18 protein-coding genes are annotated in these 17,339 nt (G+C 33.3%); 14 read left to right on the forward strand and 4 right to left on the reverse strand.

Features of this window, described 5'->3' with window-relative positions; genetic code table 11:
- Window positions 1-83: 83 nt before the first annotated feature.
- Entirely contained in the window at window positions 84-668 is a 585-nt protein-coding gene (locus NYQ10_RS05300; protein ID WP_289879211.1) for a hypothetical protein, read from the forward strand.
- On the opposite strand, the gene NYQ10_RS05305 is transcribed toward NYQ10_RS05300, so the two are convergent.
- Window positions 659-1,054, reverse strand: coding sequence for a hypothetical protein (locus NYQ10_RS05305; protein ID WP_289879212.1), 396 nt, complete (start codon window positions 1,052-1,054; stop codon window positions 659-661). The genes NYQ10_RS05300 and NYQ10_RS05305 overlap by 10 nt on opposite strands.
- A complete protein-coding gene (locus NYQ10_RS05310) occupies window positions 1,038-1,625 on the reverse strand; it encodes an RNA polymerase sigma factor (RefSeq protein WP_289879213.1) in 588 nt (195 codons plus the stop codon). Before NYQ10_RS05310 ends, NYQ10_RS05305 begins: the two co-directional genes overlap by 17 nt.
- Window positions 1,626-1,892: 267 nt before the next feature.
- Between NYQ10_RS05310 and NYQ10_RS05315 the strand changes: the two genes are divergently transcribed.
- Window positions 1,893-2,243, forward strand: a complete 351-nt coding sequence (locus NYQ10_RS05315; RefSeq protein ID WP_276171387.1) for a DUF6249 domain-containing protein — start codon at window positions 1,893-1,895, stop codon at window positions 2,241-2,243.
- A 52-nt stretch (window positions 2,244-2,295) separates the two neighbouring features.
- On the opposite strand, the gene rnhA is transcribed toward NYQ10_RS05315, so the two are convergent.
- On the reverse strand, window positions 2,296-2,772 hold the full coding sequence (rnhA, locus tag NYQ10_RS05320) for a ribonuclease HI (RefSeq protein WP_289879214.1): 477 nt from the start codon (window positions 2,770-2,772) through the stop codon (window positions 2,296-2,298).
- A 58-nt stretch (window positions 2,773-2,830) separates the two neighbouring features.
- A complete protein-coding gene (gene purN, locus NYQ10_RS05325) occupies window positions 2,831-3,406 on the reverse strand; it encodes a phosphoribosylglycinamide formyltransferase (protein ID WP_289879215.1) in 576 nt (191 codons plus the stop codon).
- 175 nt (window positions 3,407-3,581) lie between these two features.
- Between purN and NYQ10_RS05330 the strand changes: the two genes are divergently transcribed.
- The 12 genes from NYQ10_RS05330 (at window position 3,582) to NYQ10_RS05385 (ending at window position 17,327) form a co-directional block, all read left to right on the forward strand.
- Entirely contained in the window at window positions 3,582-3,818 is a 237-nt protein-coding gene (locus NYQ10_RS05330) for an acyl carrier protein (RefSeq protein WP_007137004.1), read from the forward strand.
- Window positions 3,819-3,997: 179 nt separating this feature from the next.
- Window positions 3,998-5,251, forward strand: coding sequence for a beta-ketoacyl-ACP synthase II (fabF, locus tag NYQ10_RS05335; protein WP_289879216.1), 1,254 nt, complete (start codon window positions 3,998-4,000; stop codon window positions 5,249-5,251).
- A 9-nt stretch (window positions 5,252-5,260) separates the two neighbouring features.
- Window positions 5,261-6,001 (forward strand): ribonuclease III, encoded by a 741-nt coding sequence (gene rnc, locus NYQ10_RS05340; protein WP_276171381.1) that lies wholly within the window; start codon window positions 5,261-5,263, stop codon window positions 5,999-6,001.
- Between the two features lie 125 nt (window positions 6,002-6,126).
- Window positions 6,127-6,615: an IPExxxVDY family protein gene (locus tag NYQ10_RS05345; protein ID WP_109191320.1), complete on the forward strand. Its 489-nt coding sequence runs from the start codon at window positions 6,127-6,129 to the stop codon at window positions 6,613-6,615.
- A 5-nt stretch (window positions 6,616-6,620) separates the two neighbouring features.
- Window positions 6,621-8,054, forward strand: coding sequence for a pyruvate kinase (gene pyk / locus NYQ10_RS05350; RefSeq protein ID WP_289879217.1), 1,434 nt, complete (start codon window positions 6,621-6,623; stop codon window positions 8,052-8,054).
- A gap of 404 nt (window positions 8,055-8,458) precedes the next feature.
- Window positions 8,459-10,138, forward strand: a complete 1,680-nt coding sequence (locus NYQ10_RS05355; protein ID WP_289879218.1) for an arylsulfatase — start codon at window positions 8,459-8,461, stop codon at window positions 10,136-10,138.
- A gap of 63 nt (window positions 10,139-10,201) precedes the next feature.
- On the forward strand, window positions 10,202-11,215 hold the full coding sequence (locus tag NYQ10_RS05360) for an HAD family hydrolase (RefSeq protein ID WP_289879219.1): 1,014 nt from the start codon (window positions 10,202-10,204) through the stop codon (window positions 11,213-11,215).
- A 68-nt stretch (window positions 11,216-11,283) separates the two neighbouring features.
- Window positions 11,284-12,084, forward strand: coding sequence for a hypothetical protein (locus tag NYQ10_RS05365; RefSeq protein ID WP_289879220.1), 801 nt, complete (start codon window positions 11,284-11,286; stop codon window positions 12,082-12,084).
- A 148-nt stretch (window positions 12,085-12,232) separates the two neighbouring features.
- On the forward strand, window positions 12,233-13,705 hold the full coding sequence (locus NYQ10_RS05370; RefSeq protein WP_289879221.1) for a DUF1254 domain-containing protein: 1,473 nt from the start codon (window positions 12,233-12,235) through the stop codon (window positions 13,703-13,705).
- A gap of 32 nt (window positions 13,706-13,737) precedes the next feature.
- The gene (locus NYQ10_RS05375; protein WP_289879222.1) at window positions 13,738-15,147 is read left to right on the forward strand and encodes a DUF1254 domain-containing protein; all 1,410 of its coding nucleotides are present in this window, start codon (window positions 13,738-13,740) and stop codon (window positions 15,145-15,147) included.
- A gap of 11 nt (window positions 15,148-15,158) precedes the next feature.
- On the forward strand, window positions 15,159-16,559 hold the full coding sequence (locus NYQ10_RS05380) for a DUF2252 domain-containing protein (protein ID WP_289879223.1): 1,401 nt from the start codon (window positions 15,159-15,161) through the stop codon (window positions 16,557-16,559).
- 27 nt (window positions 16,560-16,586) lie between these two features.
- On the forward strand, window positions 16,587-17,327 hold the full coding sequence (locus NYQ10_RS05385) for a DUF2092 domain-containing protein (protein ID WP_289879224.1): 741 nt from the start codon (window positions 16,587-16,589) through the stop codon (window positions 17,325-17,327).
- Window positions 17,328-17,339 lie beyond the last annotated feature (12 nt).

Here is a 17,339-nt window from a genome sequence, read left to right on the forward strand (position 1 = left end):
AAAATAGGTTTTCTAGAACTAAGATGCAACTAATATTTTGAAAAAATTTTTCGTTAGATTTGTTTAAATCTGAAATCTCAATTATGCGGAGAATTATCCTTTTAATAGTTTTATGTCTTTTGTTTTCTTGTGAAAGAAAGAAACCTAATTTTTCTGAGGAAATGATTGAGATGTTGGCTGATCGTGGGGACACAATTAATGGCGCAGTAAGATTGCCACCACCACCACCATCATTTTCCGACATATATATTCGTACAAATAGCAATCAAATTATGTTGACAGATGGAAACGAATTGTTTTTCTTTTACAAAAAATATTATTCTAAAGAATTTAAATCTTTTAAATTTTTCTTAAATGAAGTTTTAAATAAAGAATTTGTTTTTGATAATAAATTATTGAAGAATCCAAAGTATCCTAAAAGATTTAAAATAAATCCTAAAATAGAAAAAGACTATTCAGCTTTGGGGTTTAATAAATTTTTAGAAAAATATTCTAAAGCATCATCTCGAAAGGGAGAATTAGAGCTTAATAAATCCAATTTGAAAAATGATGAATATCTCACAATAGCCTATTTTCTATATATAAATAGGTATGATATAAGTCAAGATTGCTACTTAGGAAAAGATTACATTTATAAAAGAGAAGACTATTTTGAATTTTACAACTGATACTTCTTATCAAAATAATTCTTCAAGACCCCAACTTGAATCAAAACCATAAAAGGAACGATTAAAATAGCATACAATAAAGTTTTTGAAATATGAATTCCAGAAACTACTGTAGAGATTTTATCTGTATATGATTTTCCCATTTCTAGATTGTTTTGAGTCCCGGCAAAAAACACATTATAAGCAATTAAAAGAGCCAAAGCGACTCCAATAAAAATCCATGTTGTAATAGAAATTAAAGGTTTGTAAGGCTTAATTTTTGCCTTTTCAGCAACAAGAATTTGCGACATTAAATTCGATGTAAAGTCGGCAGATGGAGATTGCAAAGTGTCATCAGCCATCATTTTCTCGATAAGATTTTCTATATTTTTATCTTCCTCTTTCATAACATTCAATTATTTCCGGTTCTAACTGCTTCTTTAAAATAGTGGCTAATTTTTGTCGGCTTCTAAATAATTTTACCTTGACATTATTAGCATTTAAATTCATGATTTTTCCAATTTCCTCCAAATTCTGATCTTCAAAATAAAATAAAGTAAGCAGGAAATTGTCTTCTCTTGGCAACAAATTTAAACAATTCTGAATTGCCTGCTTTCGTTCTTTTTCTTCTAAAGCGCTCAAAGCATTGTCCATCGTTTTGACTAAATGCGATGAAAATTCATCTATAGAAATATTAAAATCTTCTTTTTTGTTTTTCTTTAAACGGTCTAAACAATTATTGTATGAGATTTTATAAATCCAAGTTGAGAATTTAGAATCGCCTTTAAATTTGCTCAAAGAATTATATACTTTAATAAATGTGTCTTGAGCTGCTTCTTCTGCTTCTTCTCTATTTTTAACCATTTTGAGCGACAATGTAAAAATCATATCCTTATAACGATCAACCAGCACGGCAAACAAATTAGTCTCGCCCTGCAGGATTCTATCGATATAATGTTGATCTGGTATTGTACTCATATTATATAGGACGACAGATTGTTATTTTAGGTTACAAGAATTTTAAAAAATAAATTCCAAGTTTTTTAAAATTCCATCCCGAAGCTTCGGAACCAATTGTTGACTTCGTTAAAACTTTGTCAAAGTTTTGATATTCAAAATTAATTGATTATCAATGGTTTTTGAAGTTTTAAATTTAAATATTGAAATTTTTCATCAAAACTTGTAACCTCAAATTAAAAAGCCTCGTCCTATGGAGTATCAATCAATTATAAAAACATAAAAATTATGGGACCACAAGTTTTAGTACCGTTTAGTCTTTTCGCAATGATCTTTGGAATCGTTTACCTCATTTATTCAACAAGAAATAGAGAGCGTTTAGCGCTTATAGAAAAAGGTGTTGACGCCAGCATATTTTTAAAAGGAAGAGCCAAAGCAAATTCGGCATGGAAAATCTTTGTTGTAAATCTGGCATTTTTATTAATAGGAAGTGGAGTTGGAATTTTTCTTGCTTTGATTATCACAACTTATACTGCTCTTAATGACGGAGCAGTTTATCCTTCAATTATTTTTATAATGGCAGGAATCGGACTTTTGGTTGGATTTAAAACAGCAAAAGATTTAGATAAAGAAGAATAGATTTTTTTAAGTTAGAAATTAAAAACGCATCAAGTAATTGATGCGTTTTTTTTTATTCTTTAGAACCGATTTTTTCGTAATATTCATCTACGGAAAGTTTGGGTTGCATAGATGCCATGACCGCCAATTGATCGCAGCGTTCGTTTTGCGGATGATTATTGTGGCCTTTAATCCATTTAAAATCTACTTGATGTTTTCGGTAAGCAACAAGAAAGCGTTTCCATAAATCTGGATTTTTTTTGTCTTTGTATCCTTTTTTTTCCCAGCCAAAAACCCATTTTTTTTCGACAGAATCAACCACATATTTAGAATCTGAAACTACCAGAACTTTCATGTTTGGATTTTTAAGTTTTTCCAAACCAACAATTACAGCCAGAAGTTCCATTCTATTATTAGTAGTCAATCTAAAGCCTTCGTAAAACTCTTTTTTATATGGAGTGCCAACCAATTCCATTACCACGCCGTAACCTCCATTGCCAGGATTTCCCTTTGCCGCGCCATCTGTATATATATGTACTTCGTGATTCATCAATTTATTTTAGATTGCAGATTTTAGATTTTAGATTGTTCAAATTTGAATTTGGAATTTAAATATTTGAATTTGTATCTAATAATCTATGAATAATCTCTGGAAAATGTTTTTGCTCCAATTCATGAATTTTTTCTGCAACAGTTTCTGGCGTATCTTCGTCTGTTAACGCCACATTTGCCTGAAAAATAATGCCGCCTTCATCATAATGTTCGTTTACATAATGAATAGAAATTCCTGTTTCTTTTTCTTTGTTATTAACTATGGCTCTATGTATGTGCATTCCGTACATTCCTTTGCCTCCATAATTAGGTAAAAGTGCCGGATGAATGTTTATTATTTTGTTTGGATATTCTTCGATTATGTTCTCAGGAAATTTTAAAAGAAAACCAGCAAGAACTATCAAATCCGGGTCGATTTTTTGGATTTTTTGTAGGACATTACGCTCTAAAAGTTCGTTTTTTGAGAAGATTTCGACTGGAATTTGATGATTTTTTGCTCTTTCGATCACTTTTGCCGAAGCATTATTTGTAAAAACAGAAACGACCTTTGCAATTTCGGTGTTCGAAAAATATTTTATAATGTTCTCTGTGTTAGTTCCTGATCCTGAGGCAAAAACGATAATTTTTTTCATAAAGCTGTGTGTTTTGAGACTGCAAAAAACGGAATAAAAATCGAAAATAAATAGCTTTAAAAGACCTTTCTTGAAATTAATTTTATAAATTAGTGTTACATTTATAAACTAAATAGTTGTTTTAAAATAAAGTTTTTTATTTTTGCCAACAAATTAAATTCTAAAATTAAAGATTATGTCAGACATTGCATCAAGAGTAAAAGCGATTATCGTAGACAAATTAGGTGTTGACGAAAACGAAGTTGTAACAGAAGCAAGCTTCACTAATGATTTGGGAGCTGACTCATTAGACACTGTTGAGCTTATTATGGAATTCGAAAAAGAATTTGATATTCAAATTCCAGACGATCAAGCAGAAAACATTGCTACTGTTGGTCAAGCTATTTCTTATATCGAGGAAGCTAAAAAATAATAATACCACACCCGATTTTTGTGTATCACGAGGTCGGGTGTTATTATTTTTTTAAAATTTAAATTTCGATTGATTTTCAATCAAAAAGATATATTTATATTGTAATTCCCATGGCTCTTAAGTAACAATAAGTTAAGAAAGCGTGGGTTTTATTTGTTTAAAGTACAAAATACATATTTATGGCATTAAGGCGAGTTGTTGTAACAGGATTAGGTGCACTTACTCCTATCGGGAATAATATCCAAGAATATTGGGATGCACTTGTGAATGGGGTTAGCGGAGCGGCTCCTATAACATATTATGATACAGAAAAGCATAAAACGAAATTTGCCTGCGAAGTGAAAAACTTCAATATTGAAGATTACATGGATCGCAAGGAATCTCGTCGATTAGATAAATTTGCACAATACGCTATTGCTGCCAGTGATGAAGCTATTAAAGATGCTGGAATTACAAATGATAATGTAAACAAACAAAGAGTTGGTGTTATCTGGGGAGCAGGAATTGGAGGTTTAGAAACTTTTCAAGAAGAAGTTTTGTATTATGCAAAAGGCGATGGAACTCCAAAGTTCAATCCGTTCTTTATTCCTAAAATGATTGCCGATATTGCGCCTGCACATATCTCTATGCGAAATGGATATATGGGACCAAATTATACAACGGTTTCTGCTTGTGCATCTTCTGCAAATGCATTAATTGATGCTTTCAACTACATTCGTTTAGGAATGTGCGATGTTATTGTTTCTGGTGGTTCTGAAGCTGCTGTTACAATTGCAGGTATGGGAGGTTTTAGTTCTATGCACGCTTTATCTACAAGAAATGAAAGTCCGGAAACAGCTTCAAGACCTTTTGATGCAACCAGAGATGGTTTCGTTTTAGGTGAAGGAGCAGGAGCATTGGTTCTTGAAGATTATGAGCACGCAAAAGCAAGAGGTGCAAAAATCTATTGCGAAATTGGCGGAGGCGGTATGTCATCTGATGCTTACCACTTAACAGCTCCACATCCGGAAGGAATTGGAGTAATTGCAGTAATGGAAAACACTTTAAGAGATGCTGGAATGACTCCAGATCAAGTTGATCACATTAACACTCACGGAACTTCTACTCCATTAGGAGACGTTGCTGAGTTAAAAGCGATCAGCAAAGTTTTTGGAGAGCATGCTAAAAACATCAATATCAATTCAACAAAATCAATGACAGGACACTTACTTGGTGCTGCCGGAGCTATTGAAGCAATTGCTTCTATTTTGGCAATGAAGCACGGAATTGTTCCTCCAACGATTAACCATACTGTAGTTGACGAAAATATTGATCCATCTTTAAACCTTACTTTAAACAAACCTCAAAAAAGAGAGGTAAATGTTGCTATGAGTAATACATTTGGTTTTGGTGGACACAATGCTTGCGTATTGTTTAAAAAATTAGCTGACTAATTTCTGTATATGAATATTATCAAAAAAATATTTTCTAAATCCCGTTCTCTAGAAGACGGGATTTTTTTTGACACTATTCAGAAAATTCTTGGTTTTCAGCCAACTAACATTGATTTTTATAGAAGAGCGTTTACACATCGCTCATCTAATAAGTTAGATCAAAGCGGCCAGCCTATTAATTACGAACGATTGGAATTTTTAGGAGATGCTATGTTAAGTGCCGTAATTGCAGCACATTTATTTAATAAAGCTCCAAATGGCGATGAGGGTTATTTAACCAAAATGCGTTCAAAAATTGTAAGCCGTGAGCATTTGAACGAATTAGGGAAGGATTTGAATTTAGTGCAATTTGTAGAGAGTAAAGTGCCAATTCAACATTTTGGAGAAAACATTCACGGTAATATTTTTGAATCTCTAATTGGAGCAATTTATCTGGATAAAGGCTATTCTTTCTGCGAGAAATTTATTGAAAAAAGAGTCGTTACACCTTATGTAGATATTGCACGATTAGAAGGAAAAGTTATAAGTTATAAAAGTCTTGTTATCGAATGGTGCCAGAAAGAAAAAAGAGTTTTTCATTATGACATTTTTGAAGATAACGGTATTGACGGACAACGTTTATTTGGTGTAAAGCTTAGTATTGATGATAAAGTTGTAGCAAGAGCGCGAGCAACTTCAAAAAAGAAAGCTGAAGAAAAAGCATCACAAAGAGCTTATTTTGCGTTTCAAGAAAAAATTGACAAGAAATAGTTACAAAAATGTTGTAAGTATCACAAGGCTACATCGTTTTCGTTTATAATTTAACAAAAGTACCATGTCATAACTGTTGATGCTCCGTTTAGAAATAGTATATTTACAACTTGATTTTTCAAGACATGGCTATTCATAAATTGGATTTAGACGAATTTGACGAAATTGATTATTATTTAATGGCAATTCATACTTCATTAGAAGATTATAGATTAGCCTATTTTATCAATAAAATCCTTCCGATAAACTTAAGTAAGAGCAAAAACGAGATCCATGCTCAAACTAAGGAAGGTGAAGCAAATTTTTCTAGATTCTATTATTATGATGAAGAAAAAGCTGTTTCCTGGAATTTAATTCAGAATAAAAACGAAATCATTTCTGTGAGTACAAATGATTTTCAGAATTTGTTTTCTAATGAAACAAGTGAGGTTTCGACAACAATTCATTTACTTCCTGAATTTAAAAAAGTCGATTTTTTCCTGAAAATTGATAATAGCGAAGAGGCGCTTAATTTTTCAGAAATTCAACAAAAATTAAAAACAATCGAAAGTATTGCAGCAATTTATGCTGTTGATACGGACAATATAAAATCAAAAAACAATCTAATTTTTTAAAAAAAATGCTAACAAACAAGAAAACCAAAATTGTTGCTACACTTGGCCCCGCTTGTAGTACAAGAGAGATCATTAAAGACATGATCGAAGCAGGTGTTAATGTGTTTAGAATCAATTTTTCGCATGCAGATTACGAAGGAGTAAAAGAAAAGATTAACATTATTAGAGGCCTAAACGAAGAGTTTGGGTACACTACTGCAATTTTAGGAGATTTGCAAGGACCAAAACTTAGAGTTGGTGTAATGGAAGAAGGAACTGTTGTACATGATGGTGATGAAATTACTTTTACAACAGCAGAAGATATTGTCGGAAATGCAAAAAAAGCATTTATGAAATATCAAAATTTTCCAAATGATGTAAATGTTGGAGAGCGTATTTTGCTTGACGATGGTAAACTTATTTTTGAAATTGTTTCAACAGATAAAAAAACAGAAGTTGTTGCTAAAGTTATTCAAGGTGGAGAATTAAAATCTAAAAAAGGGGTTAATCTTCCAAACACAAAAATTTCTTTGCCAGCTTTAACTGAAAAAGATATTGCTGATGCGATTTTCGCAATTGAGCAAAAAGTAGACTGGATTGCACTTTCATTCGTGAAAACTCCTCGCGATTTACAAGATTTGCAAGAATTAATTGCGAAGCATTCAGATGTTAAAATTCCAATTGTTGCTAAAATTGAAATGCCAGAAGCTCTTGAGAACATGGACAAAATTGTAGCATATTGCGATGGTTTAATGGTGGCTCGTGGAGATCTTGGTGTTGAGCTTCCTGCTCACGAAGTGCCATTGGTACAAAAAGATTTGATCAGAAGAGCTAAAACGGCTAGAATTCCTGTTATTGTTGCTACACAAATGATGGAAACAATGATTACGAGTTTAACTCCAACAAGAGCAGAGGTAAACGACGTTGCTAACTCAGTAATGGACGGTGCAGATGCAGTAATGTTGTCTGGAGAAACTGCTACAGGAAACTATCCAGTACAAGTTATCCAGAGAATGACTCAAATTTGCGAAGCAGTAGAAAACTCTCCGCTTATTCAAGTTCCTCAAAATACTCCACAAATTAAAACAAACCGTTTTGTAACTAAAACTGTTTGTCACCAAGCAGCTTTATTAGCGAATGAAATCGAAGCTAAAGCAATCTGTACTTTAACAAACAGTGGTTATACTGCTTTTCAAATTTCAGCTTGGAGACCATCAACAGCTCATATACTAGTATTTACTTCAAACAGAAGAATCTTAACACAATTGAATTTATTATGGGGAGTAAAATCTTTCTACTATGATAATGAAGAAAGTACAGATGATACTGTAACAGATGTAAATCAAATTGCAGTTGAAAAAGGTTATGCTCAAAAAGGAGATTATTTAATTAACCTTGCAGCAATGCCAATTAAAGAAAAAGGAATGGTTAATACAATGAGAGTTTCTCAAATAGATTAATCAGATTTTCATAAAAACAAAAAAAGCCGCTTATTTAATAAGCGGCTTTTTTTGTTTTTATACTTTCTCATTTTATTTTTTTGAAGATAGAATAGGTTTCATCTTGTAAAATGAAACATCTTGTTGCAGATTCTAAATTTTTGTTGTTTCATATTATAAAATGAAACAAGCTCATGCCGAATAAATGCTATAGTTCGGTTTTTTATTAGTTAATTTTGAGTCACTTAAAAAAAAGTTAAAAAAAAATGTTTCAGATTTTAATGTAAAATGCATTTGAAACATATCAAAAAATGAAACTTTAATTAGGAGTTGTTTTTTGAAAGCTTACCCATTATTTCCCATTTGTTTTTTGGATTCACAATTCATACATATATAACAAGAATCATTAACGAATTTTTATTATCATGAAACAAATCAAACGAAAATGCGGATTTAAAAATACTCTACAAGTATTTACATTACTATTTTTTGCAGGAGTTTCTGTAACAGCCCAAAAAAAACCAAATATTTTGGTTCTTTGGGGAGATGATATCGGAACAACTAATATTAGCGCTTACAGCGACGGCGTTATGGGATATACAACCCCAAACATTGATCGTTTAGCCAATGAAGGTTTACGTTTTTTACATTACTATGGAGAACAAAGCTGCACTGCAGGACGTGCGGCGTTTTTAACAGGACAGCATGGTCTTAGAACAGGATTGACAAAAGTAGGTTTTCCTGGAGCGCCAATGGGAATGAGTCAGTTAGATCCTTCTATTGGAGGTATTATGAAAAGCTTAGGCTATACTACAGGACAATTTGGTAAAAATCACGTAGGCGATCGTAATGAAAGTTTGCCAACTGTAAATGGCTTTGATGAGTTCTTTGGAAACCTTTATCACTTAAATGCAGAAGAAGAACCAGAATTGCCAGATTATCCTAAAGATCCAGAATATTTGAAAAAATTTGGTCCAAGAGGAGTTTTAAAATGTACAGCAACAAATGTTGATGATCCGACTACAGATCCTCGTTTTGGTAGAGTTGGAAAACAAAAAATTGAAGATACAGGTGCCTTAACTAAAAAAAGAATGGAAACTGTAGATGACGAAACATCTGCGGCAGCTATTGATTTTATCAAAAGACAAAGTGCAGGCGGAAAACCATTTTTCTGCTGGTTTAATGCTACACGTATGCACCTTCGTACACACGTAAGACCAGAGCACAGAGGAAGATATACTCATGGAGATAGTGAATATATTGATGGTATGATTGAGCATGACGAAACGATCGGAAGCATTCTTAAGGCATTAGATGAACTAGGAATTGCAGATAATACAATCGTTATTTATTCTACAGATAATGGCCCTCACATGAATACATGGCCAGATGCTGCGATGACACCATATCGTTCAGAAAAAAATACAAACTGGGAAGGAGCTTTCCGTGTACCTTGTATTGTTCGCTGGCCTGGACATATTAAAGCAGGAGCTGTAACTACTGAGTTAATGAGTCATAATGATTGGATTCCTACTCTTGCTTCTATTGCAGGAGAACCAGATATAACAAATAAACTTCTAAAAGGATACTCTGCAAACGGAAAAACTTACAAAGTGCATTTAGATGGTTATGATCAAAGTAATTTTTTACTTGGCAAAACACAAAAAAGTGCCAGAGATAAATTCTTTTATACAGATGATGATGGTCTTTTGGTAGGTTTAAGAGAAGGAGATTATAAATATGTTTTTGCTGAACAACGCTTAGAAGGTACAATGGGGGTTTGGGCAGAACCATTTACAAAATTGCGTTTGCAGAAAATATTCAACCTTTATCAGGATCCTTTCGAAAGAGCAGATATAACTTCTAATTCATTTTGGGAATGGCAGTTAAATCACGTTCAGATGATGTATGGTGCAATTCAAGATGTGGTTGTATTTGCAGAAACATTTAAAGAATATCCTCCAAGATCAATTCCTCCAAGCTTCTCAGCGTATACTATCATGGAAGAAGCCATGAAGGATATAAAAGCAAAACAATACATAGAGAAAAATGTAATGCCTAAATTAAAAGAGGAAGAACAGACAGCTTCAAAAAAGAAAAAATAGAAAATAATCACAAAAGAGATTCAGGCGTAAAATCCTGAATCTCTTTAATAAAATACAAACATCATGAAGAAAAGAATATTTATCTTATCATTCGTCGTTTTATCTTTATTCTCTTGTAAAAAATCTGAACCTGCAACCTCCACAACGACAGAAAGCAAACAAACTGAAACGATCGTAAATGGCGATCCGTTGCCAAGCTGGAATGACACTGCGCTAAAAAAAGGCATCATTGCTTATGTTGAAAAAGTAACTAAAGAAGGAAGTCCTGATTTTATTCCGCAAAAAAACAGAATTGCAACTTTTGATAATGATGGAACGCTTTGGGCCGAAAAACCTTTAGTTCAGGAATTATTTGCTTTTTATAGAGTAAAAAAAATGGTAGAAGCTAATCCTGCTTTAGCTCAAAAACAACCATTTAAAGCAGTGCTCGAAAAAGACAAAAGCTATTTCGCAAAAGGCGGAGATAAAGCGCTTATCGAATTGGTAGCAGCGACACACACAGGAATGTCTGAAGATGAATTTGAAACTTCTGTTGCCGAATTTTTTAAAGTCGCAAAAATTCCGGGAAAAGAAACTGCGCTGAAAAGCATACGTTACCAACCTCAATTGGAACTGCTTAATTATCTGCGTGCCAACGGATTTAAAACATTTATTGTAACAGGCGGAACAATCGAAGTGGTTAGAGGAATTTCTGAAGATTTTTACGGTATTCCAAAAGAGCAAGTTGTCGGAACTTCTTTCAAATACAAATACGATCCAGACAAAAATGTGGTGCTTAGAGAACCAGCTTTAGATTTATTTAATGATAAAGAAGGCAAACCAGTTAGCATTCAGTTACATATCGGACAACGCCCTGTTTTTGCTTGCGGAAATGAAGGCGGTGCAGGAGATCTTGCTATGCTAAAATATTCGCAAGGAAGTAAATATCCTTCGTTTCAAATGCTGGTAAATCATAATGATTCAATCAGAGAATTCAATTATCAGGAAAAAGATAATTTATCACTCAACACAGCAGCAAAAAACAAATACCATGTTATCAACATGAAAGAAGATTGGAAAAAGGTTTTTGCAGATTAAATGAAAAAATAATTGTTACAATATAATGGTTTGAGAATGAATTTTTTTAACAAATAAATTTAAGCCGCATGAAACATATTTTTTTAGCAATATTGATTCTTTTCACTTTTACAATTTCTGCTCAAGAAGAAGCATCAAAAGCAGGAAGTAGTGCGCAAGAACTTGCCGATAAAATGGCAAATCCTGTGGCAAGTTTAATTAGTGTTCCGCTGCAAAATAATCTTACTTATGGAATTGGTCCGTATAATGGAATAAAATATCAGATTAACATTCAGCCAGTCGTTCCGTTTAAATTAAGTGAAAATCTAAATTTAATTACGCGTTATATTCTTCCAGTTGTAGACCAGCAGGATGTTACGGGCGAAAACACACACGAATTTGGTTTAAGCGATGCAACAGTAACCGCTTTTTTTGCTCCTAAAACAAAAGGAATCATCTTTGGAGCCGGCCCAGCCTTTTTGGTGCCAACTGCTACAGAAAAATTTTTAGGAACAGAAAAATTTGGAATTGGACCAAGTGTTTTGGTAATGCATCAGGGAAAAGGACTTTCTATAGGTTTTTTGGCTAATCAAATTTGGTCTGTTGCAGGAGCTTCAGATCGTGCAGATTTCAACCAGTTTTATACGCAAATATTTCTAACACATAGTTATAAAAGCGGTGCGAGTTTAGGAGTTACTTCAGAAATTACTCAAAACTGGCAAGGAAATACAACTCTCGTTACAATTAGTCCTAATGTTGGTGCAATTACAAAATTAGGCGGTCAGACCATGCAATTTGCCGTTATGCCTTTAATTCCAGTTGTTGGACATCAATCTATTAAGCCAGATTGGGGATTAAGAGCGGTTGTGGCTTTTATATTCCCTCAGTAGTTTTATGAGAAGTTTTTAGAAAAATAATTCTCTCATTTTTCTACGAAAACAATTCCACCTTGTTCTTATTGCTTTAAGCTACAGAAAAATAGAAACGGGTTTTTGGTGATTAATTTCAAATGATTTCAAACCATAAAACAGATTTAGTATGAAAAGTAAATGCCTTATAATTTTAGCTCTAATTTCGTTACTATTAAATTTTGGATGTAAAGAATCAACTATAAAAAATCCAGATTCAAAAGCGATTTCACAATCTAGTTCAGAAATAAAAATGGATGGTGATTTGCCTTCAAAAGAATCTATTCCTTTATTGTTTGACGAAATGGATTTTCAGCAAGCAACACAATGTTATTTGTGGGGACTTCCAATTGTGGCTTTCGCCGAATGGCAACAACAACATTACAAAGCATTTAACGCAACAAGTAATGATCTTGTTTTGTACAATTCTTATCATGACAGATTAGGAATATTGACGGCAAATGCTACAACTCCTTATGTCATGTCTTTTATAGATTTGAAAGCAAATGGCCCAACAGTTATAGAAATGCCCGCTGGAAAAACCGCTGGAGGACTAGCAGATTTTTGGCAGAGAGAACAAGCTACAATTGGCGAAATGGGACCAGACAAAGGAAAAGGAGGGAAATATGTTCTTGTACCGCCAACAATGAAAGATTTTAAAGCAGATGGTTATTACATAATTCCATGTTATACTGTAAATATGTTTTTTGGTTTTAGAACATTAGATCCAGATCCAAAAGTTACAGAAGAATTGCTGAAAAAGGTAAAAATTTATCCTTACGCACAAAGAGCAAATCCAACAGCAACAAAAGTTATAAGCCCGCCTACTGATAAAAACTGGTACGGAATCCAGCCTTCGGGAATTAAATATTGGGAACGTCTTCACGCTATTTTGCAAGACGAACCAGTAGAAGAGCGTGATCGTTTTTTTATGGCTTGGCTTAAAAATTTAGGCATCGAAAAAGGAAAACCTTTTGCACCAGACGAACGTCAGAAGAAAATTTTAATTGCTGCAGCCGAAAAAGGACAGCAAATGGCAATGGCAAATTCTTTTGAAAAACGTTTTGCAGATGTTAAACATTGGCCAGATAAAAAATGGGATTATGTTATGATACTTTCAGATCCCTCTCAACGCGCAGCCAATTATGATGAGTTTTTCGAAAGATCATCTTATTTCTATGAAGCAGTTACTTATTCTAAAGCTATGATGACTAAAATACCAAATGTTGGTCAAGCTTATTTAGGGGCTTATTTTGATAATAATGGAAACTGGTTAGATGGTTCAAAAAACTATATTTTAAATATTCCAGCAAATCCGCCAGCAGTTAATTTCTGGTCGATTACAGTTTATGATTCTGCAACAAGATGTCTGATTGATAATCCTCAAAAAAATGCCGATTTGTCTTCGCGTAAAGATTTGATAAAAAATTCGGATGGTTCTGTCGATTTGTATTTTGGACCTAAAGCTCCCGTAGGAAAAGAGAAAAATTGGGTTCAGACTTTACCAGGAAAACATTGGTTTACTTATATGCGTTTTTACGGACCAACAACGGCTTACTTTGATAAAAGTTGGAAAATGGATGACATAAAAGAAGTGAAATAGATAGTTTATTTACTAAGATTAAAACATTCAAGATGAAAAAAATTCTGTTTATAACATTCGTTTTTATTGCTATTTTTTCTTGTAAAAAGAAAGAGAACGTATCTCCTGAAAAAGAAGCAGCAACAAATATATCAATCACAAAATCGGCAGATTCTGCAAAGGCAATTGCAAAAGAAGCGTGGACTTATATTTTTCCGCTAGCAATGAATTATAGAACAATGCATCTGTATGCTTTAGACAAAACCTATCCAGATTATGCAGGAGGATTTAATAAATTTAAACATTACGATAAGATTTTTACGCCTAAAGATACAGCTGTAGTTACACCAAATAATGATACACCCTATTCTTGGGCAGTTTTAAACCTTTCAGATGAACCTGTTGTTTTAGAAGTGCCAGAGATTTTAAACAGATATTATTCTTTTCAGTTTGTCGATTTATACACATTCAATTTTGCTTATGTGGGAAGTAGGGAAACAGGAGATAAAGCAGGTAAATATTTAATTGCTGGGCCAGATTGGAAAGGCGAAAAACCAAGCGGAATTGATAAAGTAATTCAGTCAGAAACTAATCTAGTCACTTTATTAGGAAGAACAGAATTGAAAATGACAGCAGGAGATATTGAAAATGTAAAAAAAATACAGACTCAATATAAGCTTACTACTTGGCATGAATTTTCAAAAACTACAGCACCAGCACAAAAAAAATACGCTTTACCATTTCCGGCATTTAAACAAACAGATTTAGCGTCTGCGTCATTTATAGGTTTAGGAAATAATTTACTTCAGTACACTTCTATAAATAATGTAGAAACAGATCTAAGAGCAAAATTTGCTAAAATCGGCATTGTTCCAGGAAAAGAATTTGATGAAAAAAATTATTCGCCAGAAGTTTTAAAAGCAATCAATGAAGGAGTTTTAGAAGTTGGGAAAGAACTGGAAGATGGCGCTAACAAGCTCACAAATGCAACTGACTTATTTGGAACAAGAGAGGAACTAAATGGCGACTTTACAAAAAGAGCTCTAGGTGCCGCAGCAGGATTATATGGAAACACAAAACAAGAAGCCATTTATATTGGAACAAGAACTGATAAAGACAATAATATTTTATCTGGAAAAAATAAATATGTTATTCGATTTCCAAAAGGACAAACACCTCCTGCAAAATATTTCTGGAGTATTACATTGTACGAATTGCCTAGTCGTTATTTGGTTAACAATCCAATAAACAGATATTCTATTGGAGACAGAACCACAGGTTTGAAATATGAAACAAATGGAGATTTGATTATTTACATTCAAAATGAAGTGCCAAAAGGAAAAGAATCCAACTGGTTGCCTGCTCCTAAAAATGCTTTTTATTATTTAATTCGAATTTATGGACCGAATGAATCTATTTTAAATGGAATATGGAAAGCGCCACAACCTGAATTGGTTAAATAAAATTCATTTTTATGACCGAAAAAGCAACAAATAATACCGATAACTTTTTTGATCCATTAGCATCAAAAGCAGAACGATATGACAAAGGTATGGCGATAAGAAAAACTGTGCCTCGTTCTTCTCATCAGGAATGGAAGCCTTTAGAAGATCGTGAAGATCCTATTGCTATTTTGATCAAAACTAGTGTTGGTAGAATAGAAGATTTGTTGCCTATTCGATATAGAAGAATGATCGAATCGCCTTTTGCCTTTTATAGAGGAGCTGCGGCAATTATGGCGGCCGATTTGGCAAATACTCCAAATACTGGAATGCAATTACAGCTTTGCGGAGATTGCCATTTAATGAATTTTGGAGGATTTGCAACTCCCGAACGCAAACTCGTTTTTGATATTAATGATTTTGATGAAACTTTTCACGGACCTTGGGAATGGGATGTTAAAAGACTTGCTGTAAGTTTTGCAATTGCAGGAAAGTGGAGAAAATTTTCTAACAAAGATTGTAAAGAATTCGCTTGGCATGTCGCAGATAGTTATAAAAGACATATGCTGGAATACAGTAAATTATCGGCATTGCAAATTTGGTATGCTGATTTAGATTTAACCCAACTTATTGAATTAGGAAAAGATGAGGAATTAAAAGAGTTTCAGCAAAAACGAATTAAAAAAGCGGCTGAATCTACGGCTCATGAAAAAGAATTTGCAAAAATGACCTATCATGATGGAGTTCGAGCCAGAATAAAAGATGATCCGCCATTGATTTATCATCCTTCTGGAACAGATGAAAATTATACTTTGAGAGAAGCCAAACTTATTCATAAAAGATATGTCGAATCGCTTCCAGAAGACAAACAGGTTTTATTAAGCCGATATACCATGCATGACTTTGCCATAAAAGTTGTAGGTGTAGGAAGTGTTGGAACTTTGTGCGGCATTAGTTTATTAATGTCGGCAACTGGAGAACCGATTTTTTTGCAGTTTAAAGAAGCCAGACAAAGTGTTTTGGAACCTAATGTAAAAAACAAGCCTAAATACAAACATCAAGGCGAGCGAATTGTAATGGGACAAAAATTAATGCAATCTGCTTCGGATATGTTTTTAGGATGGACAAATGATGATAGAGGAAGATTTTTCTACATCCGTCAGCTTCGAGATGCTAAAATAAAGCCGGTTATCGAAATTATGAAAGCAGAAAATATGGCAGATTACGCCAAAGCTTGCGGTTGGGCGCTTGCACGAGCACACGCACGATCAGGTGATCCGTCAATGTTGTCGGGTTACATTGGAAATAATAATGAATTTGCAAATGCGATTTCTAAATTCTCGATTTCTTATGCGCATCAAAATGAGTTGGATTATAATAAACTTGTCGAAGCCGTTAAAGAAGGAAGATTGCCAATTTCGGCAGAAATGTAATTTTAGTAATGATTAAAAATAGAAAGTATGAATAGAAAATTTATGTTACTAATTGGCTTTCTGATGATGACAATTACAACACAAAGTCAGGCACAGCGTATTGATTCTGCTGCTGTTTATATTTTAGGACGAACCACAGAATCATTGCAATATATAAAATCATGCAGTTTTAAAGCTGTTATGACTTATGATATTTATAACGAATCTCTAGGTTTAATAAAGCATTCTATAAACGAAAAAGTTTCAATGAAATTTCCAGATAAAATGAAAATTACATCATCTGGCGATAAAGGAAACAGAAGTTTATGGTACAACGGAAAGACGCTTTATTACTATTCTTTCGACAATAATACTTATGCAGTTACCGATGCTCCAAAATCGGTTATTCAAACCATTGATGAAACTAGCAAAAAGTTCGGGATTGAATTTCCCGCTGCAGATTTTTTCTATGAAACATTTCTCGATGATTTAAAATCAGAACAAGGAACTTTAATGTATTTAGGAAAAACGATTATCGACGACAAGGAATGTTTTCATATTGCAGGAAAAGACAAAAACAAAAGTTTTCAATTCTGGATCGGAAACGATGATAATTTCCTGCCCATTAAAATGGCTATTGTTTACACCAATGATAAAGATAAACCGCAATACGAGGCAGTTTACAAAGATTGGATTGTAAATCCTGATTTTTCAGATTATATGTTCGAATTTTCGATTCCGCCAAAAGCTTCCAAAATAAAATTGCAGCCGAGAGAAGAAAAAAAATAATCATTGTAAATT

Origin of the sequence: Flavobacterium johnsoniae, assembly GCF_030388325.1 — a bacterium.
GTDB classification, from domain to species: Bacteria; Bacteroidota; Bacteroidia; order Flavobacteriales; family Flavobacteriaceae; genus Flavobacterium; species Flavobacterium johnsoniae_C.